This window comes from Nitrogeniibacter aestuarii, assembly GCF_017309585.1.
Classification (GTDB): Bacteria; Pseudomonadota; Gammaproteobacteria; order Burkholderiales; family Rhodocyclaceae; genus Nitrogeniibacter; species Nitrogeniibacter aestuarii.
Window position 1 is genome coordinate 3,945,416 of record NZ_CP071321.1, and the last position, 17,539, is coordinate 3,962,954.

A 17,539-nucleotide genomic window follows, 5' to 3' on the forward strand; every position below is an offset into this window, starting at 1 on the left:
AGTCTACAAAAAGAGGCCGGATTTTAACGCTGGTTTCTAATAAAGGTCAACTAGTCGGTGCATCTTCCTGCGGGAGGTCGATGATGATTTCCTCACCTTCGGCCCATGCATGCTGCCCACCCAGGTCTTCCCCTTCGTTCTGAGCACGTCGATTGCGGTGGTATGCCAAGCCGGTGCCGGCCGGGATGAGACGCCCCACAATCACGTTTTCCTTCAAACCACGCAGCTCGTCGCGCTTACCCATAATGGCAGCCTCGGTGAGGACGCGGGTCGTTTCCTGGAAGGACGCCGCTGAAATGAACGAGTCGGTCGAGAGCGATGCCTTGGTGATACCGAGGAGCACGTACTCATACCGCGCCGGCAGCTTGCCTTCGGCTTCCATCTTGTCGTTTTCGTCCAGCACTTCGGAACGCTCGACCTGCTCTTCGCGAATGAAACGGGTATCGCCGGAATCGATGATGACCACACGACGCAGCATCTGGCGAACAATCACCTCAATGTGCTTGTCGTTGATCTTCACACCCTGCAGACGGTACACGTCCTGCACTTCATCGATGATATAGCGAGCCAGCGCTTCGACGCCCTGCAGGCGCAGGATGTCATGCGGGTCCGCAGGACCATCGACGATCGCCTCACCCTTGTTCACCACCTGACCGTCGTGCACCATCACGTGCTTGTCCTTCGGAATCAGGAACTCGTGCGAGTTGCCGTCCGGCTCGGTGATCACGAGACGCTGCTTGCCTTTGGTTTCCTTGCCGAAGGACATGGTGCCGGTGTACTCGGCGAGCACGCCGGCGTCTTTCGGAGAACGGGCTTCGAACAGCTCGGCCACACGCGGCAGACCACCGGTGATATCGCGGGTTTTCGCAGATTCCTGCGGGATGCGAGCGAGAATTTCACCCACGTCGATCTTCTGACCGTCCTTGACGGCGATAATCGAGCCCACCTGGAAGGTCATGGCAACGGCGTGATCCGTGCCGGCGATCATGACTTCCTGACCGTTGTCGTCGAACAGTTTCACCTGCGGACGTGCGCCCTTGGACTGCGTGCTCGAGCCGCGTTTGGCATCGATCACGACCAGGGTCGACAGACCCGTGACATCGTCGATCTGCTTGGCAACGGTCACGCCTTCTTCCACGTTCTCGAACTTCACCGTACCGGCGTATTCGGTCACCACCGGGCGGGTGTGCGGATCCCATGTCGCAAGCTGCTGGCCGGCCTTGACGGTATCACCATCGTTGACCTGAAGGGTCGCACCGTACGGCACCTTGTGACGCTCACGCTCACGACCCATATCGTCGGCCACCAGCACTTCCGCCGAACGCGCGATGATGATCTTTTCGCCCTTGGCATTGGTCACGTAACGCATGTTCTGCGTGAAGCGGATCGAGCCGGCCGACTTGGATTCCACCGAGCTTGCAGCGGCCGCACGAGATGCGGCACCACCCACGTGGAAGGTCCGCATGGTGAGCTGGGTACCCGGCTCACCAATCGACTGCGCAGCAATCACGCCCACCGCTTCACCGCTATTGACCAGGGAACCACGTCCCAGATCGCGACCGTAGCACTTCGCACACAGACCATAGCGGGTTTCACACGTGAGCGGTGTCCGCACACGCACTTCGTCAATACCCAGGCTCTCGATCAGCTCACACGCGGCTTCGTCGATCAGGGTGCCCTGCTCAAGCACCGTTTCCTGACTGTCTGGATTGACCACATCTTCGGCGGTCACGCGGCCAAGAATACGATCACGCAATGGCTCGATGGTCTCGCCACCTTCGATGAGCGCCTTCTGATTGAAACCTTCGCGAGTACCGCAATCATCCTCGGTCACCACCAGATCCTGAGTCACGTCGACGAGACGACGAGTCAGGTAACCGGAGTTGGCGGTCTTCAGTGCCGTATCGGCCAGACCTTTACGCGCACCGTGGGTGGAGATGAAGTACTGAAGCACGTTCAGGCCTTCACGGAAGTTGGTGGTAATCGGTGTCTCGATAATCGAGCCATCCGGCTTCGCCATCAAGCCTCGCATCCCCGCCAGCTGTCGAATCTGTGCAGCTGAACCACGTGCACCGGAGTCGGCCATCATGTAGATGGAATTGAACGACTCAAGCGCGGTGTCCTTCGGCTGCGGTTTGTCGACGCCACCGGCATAGACGGCTTTCCACCAGTCTTCGCGCGGCAGGTCGCCGAAGGTATCCTGCACCCGGTCCTTACCCAGCTGATCCATCATGGCCTTGGCCACCTGATCACCGGTGCGACCCCAGATATCAACCACCTTGTTGTAGCGCTCGCCGTCGGTCACAAGACCGGAGGCGTACTGCTCGGCAATTTCCTTCACCTCGTTTTCGGCTGCGTGGATGATGTCTTCCTTCTGGGTCGGGACGAGCATGTCCTTGACCGCAATGGAAACACCAGCGCGCGTCGCGAGGCTGAAACCGAACTGCATCAGCTTGTCGGCAAAGACAACCGTTTCCTTCAGACCGCACTGGCGGAAGGAATGGTTGATCAGTTTGGAGATCTCTTTCTTCTTCAGCGGTTTGTCGATGAACTTGAAGGGCAGACCCGCAGGAAGAATCTCTGAGAGCAGCGCGCGGCCCGCCGTTGTTTCGTGGCGCACGATCTTCTCGACGCGTTCCCCCTCTTCGGTCAGATCGACTTCCTTGATACGCACGGTAATCCGGGCGTGCAGAGAAATCTTGCCGGACTCATAGGCACGCTTGACCTCGGAGATATCGGTCATGATCATGCCTTCGCCCCGCTCGCCAATACCCTCACGGGTGGCGTAGTAGAGACCCAGCACCACGTCCTGCGACGGCACGATGATCGGTTCGCCATTGGCCGGGGAGATCACGTTATTGGACGCCAGCATCAGGGTGCGGGCTTCCATCTGGGCTTCGAGGGACAGCGGCACGTGCACAGCCATCTGGTCACCGTCGAAGTCGGCGTTGAACGCGGCACAGACCAGCGGGTGCAGCTGAATGGCCTTCCCTTCGATCAGCACCGGCTCAAAGGCCTGAATACCCAGTCGGTGCAGGGTCGGCGCACGGTTCAGCATCACCGGATGCTCGCGGATGACATCTTCAAGGATGTCCCACACCACCGGCTCCTGGCTCTCGACCATTTTCTTGGCCTGCTTGATGGTCGTTGCCAGCCCCATCAATTCGAGCTTGTTGAAGATGAACGGCTTGAACAGCTCGAGGGCCATCAGCTTGGGCAGACCACACTGGTGCAGCTTGAGCTGCGGGCCCACCACGATGACCGAACGACCCGAATAGTCGACACGCTTACCAAGCAGGTTCTGACGGAAACGACCGCCCTTGCCCTTGATCATGTCGGCCAGCGACTTGAGCGGACGCTTGTTGGCGCCCGTCATGGCCTTGCCGCGGCGACCGTTGTCGAGCAGCGAGTCAACCGCTTCCTGAAGCATGCGCTTTTCGTTGCGCACGATGATCTCAGGCGCCTTGAGCTCGAGCAGACGCTTCAGACGGTTGTTCCGGTTGATGACGCGACGGTACAGATCGTTCAGATCCGAAGTCGCGAATCGGCCACCGTCCAGCGGCACCAGCGGACGCAGGTCCGGCGGTAGCACGGGCAGCACTTCCAGAATCATCCACTCGGGCTTGATACCGGATTGCTGGAAGGCCTCAAGCACCTTCAGGCGCTTGGAAAATTTCTTGATCTTGGCGTCAGAGCTGGTGGCTTCGAGTTCGCCGCGCAGCTTTTCGATTTCGAGGTTGACGTCCAGCGTGCGCAGCAGTTCGCGCACACCTTCCGCGCCCATGGCCGCGTCGAACTCGTCGCCGTACTCTTCCACCTTGGCAAGGTAATCGTCTTCGGTGAGCAGTTGCGCACGGTTGAGCGGCGTCATACCCGGCTCGACCACCACGAACGCTTCGAAGTAGAGCACACGCTCAATGTCACGCAGGGTCATGTCGAGCACCATGCCAAGACGGCTTGGCAGGCTCTTCAGGAACCAGATGTGCGCGACTGGCGACGCCAGTTCGATATGGGCCATACGCTCGCGACGCACCTTCGAGAGCGTGACTTCAACACCACACTTCTCGCAAATGACGCCACGGTGCTTCAGGCGCTTGTACTTGCCGCACAGGCACTCGTAATCCTTGACCGGGCCGAAGATCTTGGCGCAGAACAGGCCGTCACGCTCGGGCTTGAACGTACGGTAGTTGATGGTCTCGGGCTTCTTGACTTCACCATACGACCAGGAACGGATCTTGTCCGGCGACGCGAGACCAATGGTGATCGCGTCGAACTCCTCCTCGTTGGGGAGGGTTTGCTTGAACAGGTCAGCGAGCAAACTTTTCATGTATCACTCCATCCGATTGAGCATGTGAGCGCAATCGGCTCAGTAACGGTCCAGGTCGATATCGATACCCAGAGAACGGATTTCCTTCACCAGCACGTTGAAGGACTCCGGCATTCCGGCATCAATCTTGTGTTCGCCCTTGACGATGTTCTCGTACACCTTGGTACGACCGGTCACATCATCCGACTTCACGGTCAGCATTTCCTGCAGGGTATAGGAAGCGCCGTAGGCCTCGAGTGCCCACACCTCCATCTCACCGAAACGCTGTCCACCGAACTGGGCTTTACCACCCAGCGGCTGTTGGGTCACCAGGGAGTACGGACCAGTCGAACGGGCGTGCATCTTGTCGTCGACCAAGTGGTGCAGCTTGAGGATGTGCTTGTAACCGACCGTCACCTTGCGTTCAAACTGCTCGCCGGTGCGACCGTCATACAGCGTGACCTGACCGGACACGGGCAGACCGGCGATTTCGAACATGGCCTCGATCTCTTCTTCCTTGGCACCATCGAACACCGGCGTCGCAAACGGGACGCCCTTGGTCAGGTTGCCAGCGAGTTCGACCACTTCGGTATCGGACAGTTCGTCGAGCTTCTCCGCCTTGCCATTGGTGTTGTAGATCTGCTCCAGCAGACCGCGAACTTCCTTGGCGGTGGCTTCGGCGCGAAGCATGGTGTCAATCTTGGCACCCAGGCCTTTCGCGGCCCAGCCCAGGTGGGTCTCCAGAATCTGACCGATGTTCATCCGCGAGGGCACACCCAGCGGGTTGAGCACCACGTCGACCGGCGTACCGTCCTCCATGTAGGGCATGTCTTCGACCGGAACGATCTTGGACACCACACCCTTGTTACCATGGCGACCCGCCATCTTGTCACCCGGCTGAAGACGACGCTTCACTGCCAGATAGACCTTGACCATCTTCTGAACGCCCGGGGGCAATTCGTCGCCTTGAGTGAGTTTCTTCTTCTTCACTTCAAAGGCCAGCTCGAAGTCCTTGCGCGTCTTCTCGAGGCCTTCACGAACGGCCTCAAGCTGAGTTGCCAGCGATTCTTCCGCCATCCGGATATCGAACCAGTGGTATGACTCCAGACCGTCCAGATAGTCGTTGGAGATCTCCGTGCCCTTGGCAAGCTTCTTCGGTCCGCCGTTGGCCTTCTGGCCCACGATCATTCGACGGATACGAGCAAATGCATCGCGTTCAACAATACGCATCTGGTCGGCAAGATCCGTCTTGAAGCTACGGAGTTGGTCATCGATGATCGACTGGGCGCGCTTGTCGCGCTCGATGCCTTCACGGGTAAAGACCTGAACGTCGATGACAATGCCGTTCATGCCGGAGGGCACGCGCAGCGAGGTGTCCTTCACATCGGAGGCCTTCTCGCCAAAGATCGCGCGAAGCAGCTTCTCTTCCGGCGTCAGCTGTGTTTCACCTTTCGGCGTCACCTTGCCCACCAGTACGTCGCCCGCTTCGACTTCCGCGCCGATGTAGACGATGCCGGACTCATCGAGTCGGCTCAACTGAGCTTCGCCGAGGGAGGCGATATCGCGCGTGATTTCCTCAGGCCCCAGCTTGGTGTCACGGGCGACCACCGTCAGCTCCTCGACGTGAATCGAGGTGAAACGGTCATTCGCAACAACGCGCTCGGAAATGAGGATCGAATCCTCGAAGTTGTAGCCGTTCCAAGGCATGAACGCGACCAGCATGTTCTGCCCAAGAGCCAGTTCACCCAGGTCAGTCGAGGCGCCGTCGGCCACCACGTCGCCCTTGGCGATGATGTCGCCAACCTTGACGATCGGACGCTGGTTAATGTTGGTGTTCTGGTTCGAACGCGTGTACTTGATCATGTTGTAGATGTCGACGCCAACTTCACCCGGCAGGGTTTCATCGTCGTTGACACGCACCACGATACGATTCGCGTCAATGTAATCGACCACGCCACCACGCGTCGCCTGAACCGCGGTTCCCGAGTCAACGGCAACCGTACGCTCGATACCGGTGCCAACCAGCGGCTTCTCGGGGCGCAGACACGGCACGGCCTGACGCTGCATGTTCGCGCCCATCAAGGCACGGTTGGCATCGTCATGCTCAAGGAACGGGATCAGCGAAGCGGCCACTGACACGATCTGGCCCGGCGCCACGTCCATGTACTGAACCGTATCGGCGGTGGCCAGCGTGAATTCGCCCTTGTGACGGCAGGAAATCAGCTCACCCGCCAGGGTCTTGTCTTCAGCGATCTCGGCATTGGCCTGGGCAATGACGTACTGACCTTCTTCAATGGCCGACAGGTAATCGATCTGGTCGGTCACGGTACCGTTTTCCACCTTCCGGTACGGCGTCTCGAGGAAACCATAGCGGTTGGTACGGGCATACACGGCCAGCGAATTGATCAGGCCAATGTTCGGACCTTCCGGCGTTTCGATCGGACACACACGACCGTAGTGGGTCGGATGCACGTCACGTACTTCGAAGCCCGCACGCTCGCGGGTCAGACCACCGGGGCCGAGAGCCGAGACACGACGCTTGTGCGTAATCTCGGACAGCGGGTTGGTCTGATCCATGAACTGGGACAACTGACTGGAACCGAAGAACTCCTTGATGGCAGCACTGATCGGCTTCGCGTTGATCAGGTCATGCGGCATCAGGTTGTCGGATTCGGCCTGGGACAGACGTTCCTTCACGGCGCGCTCGACACGGACCAGACCCGCGCGGAACTGGTTTTCGGCCAATTCGCCGACCGAACGCACACGACGGTTACCGAGGTGATCGATATCGTCAATTTCGCCACGACCATTACGCAGTTCGATCAGGATGGCGATCACGGCTAGGATGTCGTCGTTCGACAGGGTACCCGGACCTTCCTCACCCGGCTGCCCGACCTTGTCGAGCATGCGGCGATACCATTCGGGCGTCTTGTTATCAATCTTCTCCGGATACGCACGGCGATTGAACTTCATCCGGCCAACTGCGGACAGGTCATAACGCTCTTCAGCGTAGAAAAGCCCCTGGAACAAAGCCTCGACGGCATCTTCCGTGGGCGGCTCGCCCGGACGCATCATGCGATAGATGGCGACCTTGGCAGCCCACTCGTCCGTGGTTTCGTCCGTACGCAGGGTCTGCGAGATGTACGCGCCGCGATCCAGGTCATTGATGTAGAGCGTCGGCAGCTCAGCAATCTTGGCGTCGCGGAGCGAGTCCAGCAGGTCCTCGGTGATCTCGTCGTTTGCGCGAGCAACGATCTCGCCGGTTTCAGCGTCGATCAGATCCTTGGCAATGACACGTCCGAGCAGGAACTCGTCCGGCACATTGATGGCGCTGACGCCTGCTTCGGCGAGCAGCTTGATATGACGGGCCGTGACACGTTTGCCTTCTTCAACAATCACGTTGCCGGCGTTGTCGGCGATGTCGAACTTCGCGACTTCACCCCGCAGACGCTCGGGCACCACCACGAAGGACGCACCTTCGGGCTGAAGCGTGAACTGGTCGAAGTCGTGGAAGGTCGACAGGATGTCTTCCGTGCTCATGCCGATGGCGCGCATGAGAATGGAAACCGGCATCTTGCGGCGACGGTCGACACGGAAGTACAGGAAGTCTTTCGGATCGAATTCGAAGTCCAGCCACGAACCACGGTACGGAATCACCCGCGCCGAGAAGAGCAGCTTGCCTGAGGCATGCGTCTTGCCGCGGTCGTGCTCGAAGAACACGCCCGGGGAGCGGTGAAGCTGGGACACGATGACCCGCTCCGTACCATTGATCACGAAGGAGCCGGTGTTGGTCATGAGCGGAATTTCGCCCATGTACACTTCCTGCTCCTTCACTTCCTTGATGGTGTCCTTCGGCGCTTCCTTGTCCATCAGCACGAGGCGCACGCGAGCACGCAGCGGCGCAGCGAACGTCAGACCACGCTGCTGACATTCCTTGACATCAAACGCAGGTTCGCCCAACAGATAATGGACGAACTCAAGACGGGCGTTGCCGCTGTGGCTGCTGATCGGAAAAATCGATGTGAAAGCAGCCTGAAGACCCTGGTTGGCTCGCTGGGCCGGCGGGGCCTCAGCTTGCAGGAAGGAAGCGAACGACTCGATCTGGGTCGCCAGCAGAAAGGGCGCATCAAGAACAGCTGCGCCTTTGGCGAAGCTTTTTCGAATACGCTTTTTCTCGGTGTAGGAGTACGCCATAGATGCTCCGGGTAGCGTTCAGACGTGGGAAGACAGGAGACAAAATGCTTCGATCAAAGCACGCTCTCTTCTGGCTTCAGAAAAGGACGAAAGGGCTGGCACCCTGAACAGGCGCCAGCCCCGCGAAACAACGGGATCTTATTTGATCTCGACAGTCGCGCCAGCTTCTTCCAGCTGCTTCTTGAGGCCTTCGGCCTCGTCTTTGGCAACGCCTTCCTTGATGGTCTTCGGAGCGCCGTCAACCATTTCCTTGGCTTCCTTCAGACCCAGGCCGGTAGCGGCACGCACGACCTTGATGACCTCGACTTTCTTGTCGCCGACAGTGGCCAGAACCACGTCGAATTCGGTCTTCTCGGCAGCAGCGGCGCCAGCGTCGGCAGCAGCCGGAGCGGCCACGGCGACGGCAGCAGCAGCAGCGCTAACGCCAAACTTCTCTTCCATTTCCTTGATCAGTTCGGACAGTTCCAGAACGGACATGGAAGCGATTGCTTCGAGGATATCTTCTTTGCTGATAGCCATTTGTGTAACTCCTGATATCGAATCACGTGTCTTCCTGCTCGGAAGACAGAATCTTTGAAAAAGTTATGCAGCCTCTTTCTGGTCACGGACCGCGGCGAGCGCACGCACGAACTTGGAAGGCACTTCATTGAGCGTCTGGACAAACTTGGCAACCGGGGCCTGCATCGTGCCGAGCAGCTTGGCAAGCAGCTCTTCACGACTCGGCATGGTGGCCAGGGCATTCACGCCGGCTTCATCCATGATGAAGTTCGGCATTGCACCCGCCTTGACGACGAGTTTGTCATTGTCCTTGGCGAAAGTCTTGAGCACCTTGGCCGGCGCCACCGGATCTTCGGAAATACCGTAGATCAGCGGACCGACGAGCTGGTCGCTCAGGCCTTCGAAAGGCGTGCCGGCAATGGCACGACGCGCAAGGGTGTTCTTCAGCACGTGGAGGTACACGCCCGCTTCACGCGCCTTCGCGCGCAATTCGGTCATTTGACCCACTTCGAGACCACGGTACTCAGCGATGATGATTGCCTGGGCGTTCGAGACCTGCTCGTTCACCTCGGCAACTACCGCCTTCTTACCTTCAAGATTGAGACCCACGGTCATCTCCCACTGAATGGTTGATCCCTTCCGATGAAGCATGGAAGGAACGACAACGGCGACCGTCATTCAGGAGAACAGCTCACGAGGCATCGTTCGACACCCCGACTAACCTGATTCGGGCAACGCCATCTACGCTGGGCCCACATGCTTGTGCATGCGGATTTGAGGTCTGCTCCGGCCATCCCGGCCCGGACGTCCCCCAGCGGTCTTTGACAACCTGCACGCCCGAAGGCGTGCAGCCCAAAGTTCCGACTCGCCCGCGAGCGGGTCGGAGATTCTTCGTCAAGCGGCGGTAACGACGCTCGACGGCTCCACGCGCACGCCCGCACCCATGGTGCTGGAGACGGCCATACGGCGCAGATAGAGACCTTTCGATGAAGCCGGCTTGGCTTTGTTCAGGGCTTCGATGAGCGCCTGGGCATTGGTGCGCAGAGCATCGACATCGAACGAAGCACGGCCGATCGTGGCATGCACGATACCCGCCTTGTCGGCGCGATACTGAACCTGACCAGCCTTGGCGTTCTTGACAGCGGTGTCGACGTCCATGGTCACAGTGCCAACCTTCGGGTTCGGCATCAGACCACGCGGGCCGAGAATCTGACCCAGCGCACCGACGACGCGCATGGCGTCCGGAGTTGCGATACACACGTCGAAGTCGATGGTGCCGCCCTTGACCTGCTCAGCCAGGTCGTCGAAACCAACGACGTCAGCCCCAGCAGCCTTGGCTGCCTCAGCCTTGTCACCCTGGGCGAACACGGCAACGCGCACGCTCTTGCCGGTACCGGCAGGCAGCACGACTGAACCGCGGACCACCTGGTCGGATTTACGCGGATCGATACCCAGATTCACGGCCACATCGATGGATTCATCGAACTTGGCGGTAGCGCATTCCTTGATCAGGTTCAGCGCTTCGTCCAGACCATAGACACGATTGCGATCGATTTTTTCGCGGAGCGCTGCAACGCGCTTGGAAACCTTAGCCATGATTACATGCCCTCCACAGTCACACCCATGCTGCGCGCAGAACCAGCAATGGTGCGCACAGCCGCTTCCAGATCAGCCGCAGTCAGATCGGGCTCTTTGGTCTTGGCGATCTCTTCGATCTGGGCACGCGTGATCGAGCCCACTTTGTCAGTGTGCGGACGCGGAGATCCCTTGGAGATGCCAGCCGCCTTCTTGATCAGAATGGACGCCGGCGGCGTCTTCATGATGAAGGTGAAGCTCTTGTCGCTGAAAGCGGTGATGACCACCGGAATCGGCAGACCCGGCTCAAGGCTCTGAGTGCGAGCATTGAAGGCCTTGCAGAATTCCATGATGTTCAGACCACGCTGACCCAGCGCAGGACCGACCGGGGGACTCGGGTTGGCTTTACCTGCAGGGATCTGCAGCTTGATATAGCCGATGATTTTCTTTGCCATTGCGGCTGACTCCTATGATGAGTGCAAACGCGCCAGCCCTGCGGCTGACGCTCCTCGACACCGCCCCGAGGAGCGGCGACTTTGGTCAGGTCTTTTCGACCTGACCGAATTCGAGCTCAACCGGCGTGGCGCGACCGAAAATGGTCACGGACACGCGCAGCTTGCTCTTTTCGTAGTTGACGTCTTCGACCGAGCCATGAAAATCCGTAAAAGGACCTTCCTTGACTCGAACAACCTCGCCAACTTCGAAGAGGACCTTGGGGCGCGGCTTCTCAACCCCTTCCTGAATCTGGCTCATGATCTTCTCGACCTCCTTCTCGGAGATCGGGGTCGGCTTGGTGGCCGTGCCACCGACAAAGCCGGTCACGCGGGGCGTGGACTTGACCAGATGCCAGCTTTCCTCGTCCATATCCATCTCAACGAGGACGTAGCCGGGAAAAAACTTGCGCTCGGAAATGGCCTTCTGACCACCCTTCATCTCGACGACTTCTTCGACGGGAACGAGCACCTGACCGAACTTGTCTTCCATGCCGGAACGCGCGATGCGTTCAAGCAAAGCGCGCTGCACCGACTTCTCGAAGCCGGAATAGGCGTGCACTACGTACCAACGCTTGGTCATGTTCACTTCCACCCCAGAACCAGGTCGTACAAGACCCACTCCAGGCTCTTGTCCGTCAGCCAAAGGAAGACAGCCATTGCCAGCACGAATGCAAAGACGATTCCCGTCATCTGCATCGTCTCCTTGCGGGTGGGCCACACGACCTTTTTGGTCTCGGTGATGGTCTCTTTCAGGAACACCGCGAAACGGCGCCCTGGCTCGGTAAACCACGCAACCGCCGCACCGGAAATCACACCGGCGAGCACAGCGAGCACACGCAACACAAGAACCTGCTCGGAGAGCAGGTAGAATCCGGCCACGCCGGCCGCGATCAAAATCAGCGCCAGCGCGAACTTGAGCTTGTCAGCCATTCAGGTCCAACGATTCAGAAACAATATGGCAGGGGCAGAGGGAATCGAACCCCCAACCTTCGGTTTTGGAGACCGACGCTCTGCCAGTTGAGCTATACCCCTGCAGCAGAGACTACAAAGCGCCCCGTCGGGGGACAGGGCGCTCCAGCCAGCCCTTACGGGCTTGCGTTTTTTACTCGATCACTTTTGCAACGACGCCGGCGCCGACGGTACGGCCACCTTCGCGAATTGCAAAACGCAGACCTTCTTCCATGGCGATCGGGGCGATCAGCTTCACGGTGATCGACACGTTGTCGCCCGGCATAACCATCTCGGTGCCTTCGGGCAGCACGATCGAACCGGTCACGTCCGTGGTACGGAAGTAGAACTGAGGGCGATAGTTGTTGAAGAACGGGGTGTGACGACCGCCCTCTTCCTTCGACAGCACATACACCTCACCCGTGAAGTGGGTGTGCGGGGTGATGGAGCCCGGCTTGGCCAGCACCTGACCACGCTCGACGTCTTCACGCTTGGTGCCGCGCAGCAGCACGCCCACGTTGTCGCCAGCCTGACCCTGATCCAGCAGCTTGCGGAACATTTCCACGCCAGTGCAGGTGGTCTTGACGGTGTCCTTGATACCCACGATTTCCAGTTCGTCGCCCACGGTCACGATGCCGCGTTCGACACGACCGGTCACCACGGTGCCGCGACCAGAGATCGAGAACACGTCTTCGATCGGCAGCAGGAACGGCTTGTCGATGGCACGCTCAGGCGTCGGGATGTAGCTATCCAGCGCAGCTGCCAGTTCCATGATGGCCGGCTCGCCGATCGGGGACTGGTCACCTTCCAGGGCCTTCAGTGCAGAACCCTTGATGATGGGGATGTCGTCGCCCGGGAACTCGTACTTGGAGAGCAGTTCGCGAACTTCCATCTCCACCAGCTCGAGCAGCTCTTCGTCATCGACCATGTCGCACTTGTTCAGGAACACGATGATGTACGGAACGCCAACCTGACGGGCCAGCAGGATGTGTTCGCGGGTCTGCGGCATCGGGCCGTCAGCGGCGGAACACACCAGAATCGCGCCGTCCATCTGGGCGGCACCAGTAATCATGTTCTTCACGTAATCGGCGTGACCCGGGCAGTCAACGTGAGCGTAGTGACGGCTTTCGGTCTCGTACTCGACGTGTGCGGTGTTGATCGTGATACCACGCGCCTTCTCTTCGGGCGCGCTGTCGATCGCTGCATAGTCCTTGGCTTCGCCACCGAACTTGGCGGTCAGCACCGTGGTGATGGCGGCCGTCAGCGTGGTCTTGCCATGGTCAACGTGACCAATCGTGCCAACGTTCACGTGCGGCTTGTTACGCTCAAACTTTCCCTTAGCCATATCGCTACCTCTGTACGAAATTCGGATTACGCGCTGTACGATTCACACCGGCCGCATCGAGTCGAGGCGTGGTGCCCATGGGCAGGATTGAACTGCCGACCTCTCCCTTACCAAGGGAGTGCTCTGCCACTGAGCTACATGGGCCTACCAATAACCAACTCTGGAGCGGGTGAAGGGAATCGAACCCTCGTCGTAAGCTTGGAAGGCTTCTGCTCTACCATTGAGCTACACCCGCGCACAACGCTTTGCGACCCTTTGCACCGCCCGCCTCGCCAAGAGCTCTTCGCTCTTTACGACGCAGTCCAACTGCCAAAAAATCTGGTGGAGGGGGAAGGATTCGAACCTTCGAAGGCTGAGCCGGCAGATTTACAGTCTGCTCCCTTTGACCGCTCGGGAACCCCTCCGCGAGAAGCGCCGCACTATAGCCCGCCCACTTAGGCATGTCAAACCCTTTTTCCAAAATAGTTGGCCGGGCGTGCAGTATCCAACAACAGCATCAGGGTATGCCGTGATTGTCACGGCGCGGAATCCGCCTATGCTGGAGGCGTCTGCCCCCTGTGTGCGACCGGCCTCACGAGGGCTGAGCATCGAACCGGAAAAACACGATTTTTTGCGGAGATTCACATGGATTCGTCTGCCGACAGACAAACGCCTCTCAGCCTTGATGACAAATACACGACCGCCAAGGGTCGCGTCTTTCTGACCGGCTATCAGGCACTGGTTCGCCTGCTGCTCATTCAGAAAGAACGCGATCAGCGCGCCGGACTGGATACGGCCGGATTCGTGTCGGGCTACCGCGGCTCACCTCTGGGCGGGCTTGACCAGACCCTGTGGAAGGCGCGCGACCACCTGGCCAGCCACCACATCGTTTTCCAGCCCGGCATCAACGAGGATCTTGCCGCCACGGCGGTCTGGGGCTCTCAACAAGTCGCGCTGAGCCAGAAGGCAAAGCACGACGGCGTGTTCGCGCTGTGGTACGGAAAGGGACCAGGCGTGGACAGAAGCGGGGATGCGTTCCGGCATGGCAACGCAGCCGGGAGTTCCGAGTTCGGGGGCGTGCTGGTCGTCGCGGGCGACGATCATGCGGCCAAGTCGTCGACCTTTCCGCATCAGACCGACCATTTTTTCAAGTCGATGATGATGCCGGTGCTGGCCCCGGCGGGTGTTCAGGAGTACATCGACTTCGGCATTCATGGCTACGCCCTGTCGCGCTATTCGGGTTGCTGGGTTGCTTTCAAAGCTTTGGCCGACACGGTGGAAACCTCGGCCTCGGTCGATGTCGATCCGGCCCGCATCGAGATCCGCACGCCCGCCGACTTCGAACGCCCACCCGACGGGCTCAACATCCGCTGGCCGGATCCCCCGCTGGTGCAGGAGCGAAGACTGCTCAATTTCAAGCTCTACGCGGCGCTGGCGTACTGCCGGGCCAATGAACTCAACCAGGTGGTGATCGACGCGCCGGAGCCTCGTCTGGGCATCATTACCAGCGGCAAGAGCTATCTGGACGTACGTCAGGCCTTTGACGATCTCGGTATCGACGACGCACTGGCGGCGAAGATCGGCATCCGGCTGTACAAAGTGGGGATGGTGTGGCCACTGGAGGCCTCGGGCGTCCGCGCATTTGCAGAAGGGCTCGACGAAATTCTCGTGGTCGAAGAAAAACGGCAGTTACTCGAGTACCAGCTCAAGGAAGAACTCTACAACTGGCGGGAAGACGTTCGGCCGCGGGTGGTCGGCAAGTTCGACGAGAAAGGGGAATGGTCCTCGACCCCCCGCAGTGACGGGACGGTCGATCACGGTCACTGGCTGCTCCCCGCCGCCGGAGAACTGACGCCGGCCATGATCGCACGCGTGATCGCGGCACGGATCGCCAGGTTCTTCACCTCCGACCGCATCAAAGCCCGCCTGACGTTTCTCGAGGCCAAAGAGGCTGCGCTGGCGGCACGTGATTTCTCAATCGATCGCGTCCCGACCTTCTGTTCCGGCTGCCCGCACAACACCTCGACGCACGTCCCCGAGGGCAGTCGCGCCCTGGCGGGTATCGGGTGTCATTACATGGTCACCTGGATGCCGGAGCGTCGCACCGGCACGTTCACGCAGATGGGCGGGGAAGGCGTGCCCTGGGTGGGTCAGGCCCCCTTCACCGAAGAGAAGCACATCTTTGCCAACCTGGGCGACGGCACCTACTTCCATTCCGGTCTGCTGGCCATCCGCCAGGCGGTGGCCGCCGGGGTGAATATCACCTACAAGATCCTCTACAACGACGCCGTCGCCATGACCGGCGGCCAACCCCACGACGGTGAACTGACGGTGCCCAAGATCGTCCGACAGCTCCAGGCAGAGGGGGTGCATAACGTCGTGGTCGTTAACGATGGCACTGCGCGCGACTACGGCCCGAGCGACATCGCCCATGTACCGATCCGGCACCGTGATGAAATGGACGCCATTCAACGCGAGTTGCGCGAATCGGGCGGCGTTACCGCACTCATCTACGACCAGACCTGCGCGGCCGAAAAGCGCCGGCGCCGCAAACGCGGTACCTACCCTGACCCGGCCCGTCGCGTGTTCATCAACGAGGCCGTGTGCGAGGGCTGCGGCGATTGCGGCACTGCAAGCAATTGCATGTCGATCCTCCCCGTCGAAACCGAGTTCGGCCGCAAGCGCCAGATCGACCAGTCCAGTTGCAACAAGGACTATTCCTGTCTGAACGGCTTCTGCCCCAGTTTCGTGACCATCGAAGGCGGGGGCTTACGCAAACCCTCCGCGCAGACCATCTCCGAGTCAGCATTTCCAAGCCTGCCCTCGCCCGATATCCCGGAGACATCGAGACCTTTCGGCATTCTCGTGACGGGCGTCGGCGGGACCGGCGTGGTCACCATCGGTGCGCTCATCGGCATGGCGGCGCACCTGGATGGCAAGGGCGTCACCGTGCTTGACATGACGGGACTGGCCCAGAAAGGGGGCTCGGTGTTCTCTCACATCCGGGTGGCGAATCATCCGGATGATCTGCACGCCGTGCGCATCGCGGCCGGAGAGGCGGATGCCGTCATCGGGGGTGACGTGGTGGTCTCGACCAGCTCGGAAGCCTTGGCCAAGATGTCGGCCGAGCGCACGCGCGCCATCATCAATTGCGCCGAAACGCCAACGTCCGAATTTGCCAAGAATCCGGACTGGCAGTTTCCCCTCGCCGACATGGAGCGCGCGGTTGGCGATGCGATTGGCGCTGCGCGTGCCGATTTCTTCGACGCTACTGCGCTGGCGACCCGGCTGATGGGTGACGCCATCGCCACCAACCTGTTCCTGCTCGGGTACGCGTGGCAAAAGGCGATGGTTCCGGTCAGTCACGCGAGTCTGATGCAAGCGATCGAACTCAACGGCGTCGCCATCGACATGAACAAGGCCGCCTTCCTGTGGGGGCGCCGCGCCGCGCACGACCTGGCGCGCGTCGAGCGCATCGCGGCGCCCGAGGCAGCCACTGCCGAGAAGGAAGTCGACCTCGACGCACTGATTGAGCGAAGAGCCCAATGGCTGAGCGGCTACCAGGACACCGCGTACGCCGAACGCTATCGCCAGCTTGTCGAGCGCGTTCGGCGCGCGGAGGCGACGCTGGGTTCGGAACGCCTGACGCAGGCCGTGGCCTTTCACTATTTCCGCCTGCTGGCCTACAAGGATGAGTATGAAGTCGCGCGCCTCTACTGCGACCCGGATTTCTGGGCCCGGATCGGGGCCACGTTCGAAGGCGAGTACGAGGTCAGATTCCATCTGGCGCCGCCGCTGACCGCACGTGTCGACCCACGCACCGGTCGCGTCCCGAAACGCAGCTACGGCAAGGGCATGCGGCACATCTTCCGTCTTCTAGCCCGGCTGAAGCGCTTGCGAGGGACGCGCTGGGATCCGTTCGGCTGGACATCCGAACGGCGCGCTGAACGCGAACTGATCACGCGCTATGAGGCGGACGTGGCCGAACTGCTCGATACCTTGAGCTTTTTGCGTCATCCCCTGGCGGTGCAGATCGCCGAGTGCCCCGCCACGATCCGCGGTTACGGGCATATCAAGGCTGCGAACATGAAGCGCGCCGAAGCAGAGCGCGAGCGCTTGCTCGAACAATGGCGCGACATGTCGACCGTCACCGCCGAAAGCACCGACAATCGCCGCGCCGCCTGAGAGGAGAAAAGCGCC

10 protein-coding genes and 4 tRNA genes are annotated in these 17,539 nt (G+C 60.1%); 1 reads left to right on the forward strand and 13 read right to left on the reverse strand.

What is annotated here, in order from left to right; translation table 11 throughout:
- Positions 1 to 46 precede the first annotated feature (46 nt).
- The 13 genes from rpoC to J0W34_RS18370 all read right to left on the reverse strand — a co-directional run bounded on the left by rpoC (position 47) and on the right by J0W34_RS18370 (position 13,764).
- A complete protein-coding gene (rpoC, locus tag J0W34_RS18310) occupies positions 47 to 4,327 on the reverse strand; it encodes a DNA-directed RNA polymerase subunit beta' (RefSeq protein ID WP_227816691.1) in 4,281 nt (1,426 codons plus the stop codon).
- 39 nt (positions 4,328 to 4,366) lie between these two features.
- Positions 4,367 to 8,500, reverse strand: a complete 4,134-nt coding sequence (gene rpoB / locus J0W34_RS18315; RefSeq protein WP_227816692.1) for a DNA-directed RNA polymerase subunit beta — start codon at positions 8,498 to 8,500, stop codon at positions 4,367 to 4,369.
- A gap of 138 nt (positions 8,501 to 8,638) precedes the next feature.
- On the reverse strand, positions 8,639 to 9,019 hold the full coding sequence (rplL, locus tag J0W34_RS18320) for a 50S ribosomal protein L7/L12 (RefSeq protein ID WP_227816693.1): 381 nt from the start codon (positions 9,017 to 9,019) through the stop codon (positions 8,639 to 8,641).
- Positions 9,020 to 9,082: 63 nt separating this feature from the next.
- The gene (rplJ, locus tag J0W34_RS18325; protein WP_227816694.1) at positions 9,083 to 9,607 is read right to left on the reverse strand and encodes a 50S ribosomal protein L10; all 525 of its coding nucleotides are present in this window, start codon (positions 9,605 to 9,607) and stop codon (positions 9,083 to 9,085) included.
- Between the two features lie 285 nt (positions 9,608 to 9,892).
- A complete protein-coding gene (gene rplA / locus J0W34_RS18330) occupies positions 9,893 to 10,594 on the reverse strand; it encodes a 50S ribosomal protein L1 (RefSeq protein ID WP_227816695.1) in 702 nt (233 codons plus the stop codon).
- Between the two features lie 2 nt (positions 10,595 to 10,596).
- Positions 10,597 to 11,028 carry a 50S ribosomal protein L11 gene (gene rplK, locus J0W34_RS18335; protein ID WP_227816696.1) on the reverse strand — a complete coding sequence of 144 codons (432 nt, stop codon included), beginning with the start codon at positions 11,026 to 11,028 and terminating at the stop codon, positions 10,597 to 10,599.
- A gap of 85 nt (positions 11,029 to 11,113) precedes the next feature.
- Positions 11,114 to 11,647 carry a transcription termination/antitermination protein NusG gene (nusG, locus tag J0W34_RS18340; protein WP_227816697.1) on the reverse strand — a complete coding sequence of 178 codons (534 nt, stop codon included), beginning with the start codon at positions 11,645 to 11,647 and terminating at the stop codon, positions 11,114 to 11,116.
- Positions 11,648 to 11,649: 2 nt separating this feature from the next.
- Positions 11,650 to 11,997 carry a preprotein translocase subunit SecE gene (gene secE, locus J0W34_RS18345; protein WP_227816698.1) on the reverse strand — a complete coding sequence of 116 codons (348 nt, stop codon included), beginning with the start codon at positions 11,995 to 11,997 and terminating at the stop codon, positions 11,650 to 11,652.
- A gap of 26 nt (positions 11,998 to 12,023) precedes the next feature.
- Positions 12,024 to 12,099, reverse strand: a tRNA-Trp gene (locus tag J0W34_RS18350).
- 70 nt (positions 12,100 to 12,169) lie between these two features.
- The gene (tuf, locus tag J0W34_RS18355; protein WP_227816688.1) at positions 12,170 to 13,360 is read right to left on the reverse strand and encodes an elongation factor Tu; all 1,191 of its coding nucleotides are present in this window, start codon (positions 13,358 to 13,360) and stop codon (positions 12,170 to 12,172) included.
- 69 nt (positions 13,361 to 13,429) lie between these two features.
- Positions 13,430 to 13,504: transfer RNA gene (locus J0W34_RS18360), tRNA-Thr, on the reverse strand.
- Positions 13,505 to 13,521: 17 nt separating this feature from the next.
- Positions 13,522 to 13,595 (reverse strand) — tRNA-Gly (locus tag J0W34_RS18365).
- An 84-nt stretch (positions 13,596 to 13,679) separates the two neighbouring features.
- Positions 13,680 to 13,764 (reverse strand) — tRNA-Tyr (locus J0W34_RS18370).
- Between the two features lie 220 nt (positions 13,765 to 13,984).
- On the opposite strand from J0W34_RS18370, the gene J0W34_RS18375 reads away from it, so the two are divergent.
- Positions 13,985 to 17,524, forward strand: coding sequence for an indolepyruvate ferredoxin oxidoreductase family protein (locus J0W34_RS18375; protein ID WP_230969720.1), 3,540 nt, complete (start codon positions 13,985 to 13,987; stop codon positions 17,522 to 17,524).
- Positions 17,525 to 17,539: the final 15 nt, after the last annotated feature.

What these genes read in the sequence shown, in the direction of transcription:
- J0W34_RS18375 (WP_230969720.1), top strand. Translation starts at nt 13,985, where the DNA reads ATGGATTCGTCTGCCGACAGACAAACGCCTCTCAGCCTTGATGACAAA.
- rplA (WP_227816695.1), bottom strand. Translation starts at nt 10,594, where the DNA reads ATGGCTAAGGTTTCCAAGCGCGTTGCAGCGCTCCGCGAAAAAATCGAT.
- nusG (WP_227816697.1), bottom strand. Translation starts at nt 11,647, where the DNA reads ATGACCAAGCGTTGGTACGTAGTGCACGCCTATTCCGGCTTCGAGAAG.
- rpoC (WP_227816691.1), bottom strand. Translation starts at nt 4,327, where the DNA reads ATGAAAAGTTTGCTCGCTGACCTGTTCAAGCAAACCCTCCCCAACGAG.
- tuf (WP_227816688.1), bottom strand. Translation starts at nt 13,360, where the DNA reads ATGGCTAAGGGAAAGTTTGAGCGTAACAAGCCGCACGTGAACGTTGGC.
- rplL (WP_227816693.1), bottom strand. Translation starts at nt 9,019, where the DNA reads ATGGCTATCAGCAAAGAAGATATCCTCGAAGCAATCGCTTCCATGTCC.
- rpoB (WP_227816692.1), bottom strand. Translation starts at nt 8,500, where the DNA reads ATGGCGTACTCCTACACCGAGAAAAAGCGTATTCGAAAAAGCTTCGCC.
- rplK (WP_227816696.1), bottom strand. Translation starts at nt 11,028, where the DNA reads ATGGCAAAGAAAATCATCGGCTATATCAAGCTGCAGATCCCTGCAGGT.
- secE (WP_227816698.1), bottom strand. Translation starts at nt 11,997, where the DNA reads ATGGCTGACAAGCTCAAGTTCGCGCTGGCGCTGATTTTGATCGCGGCC.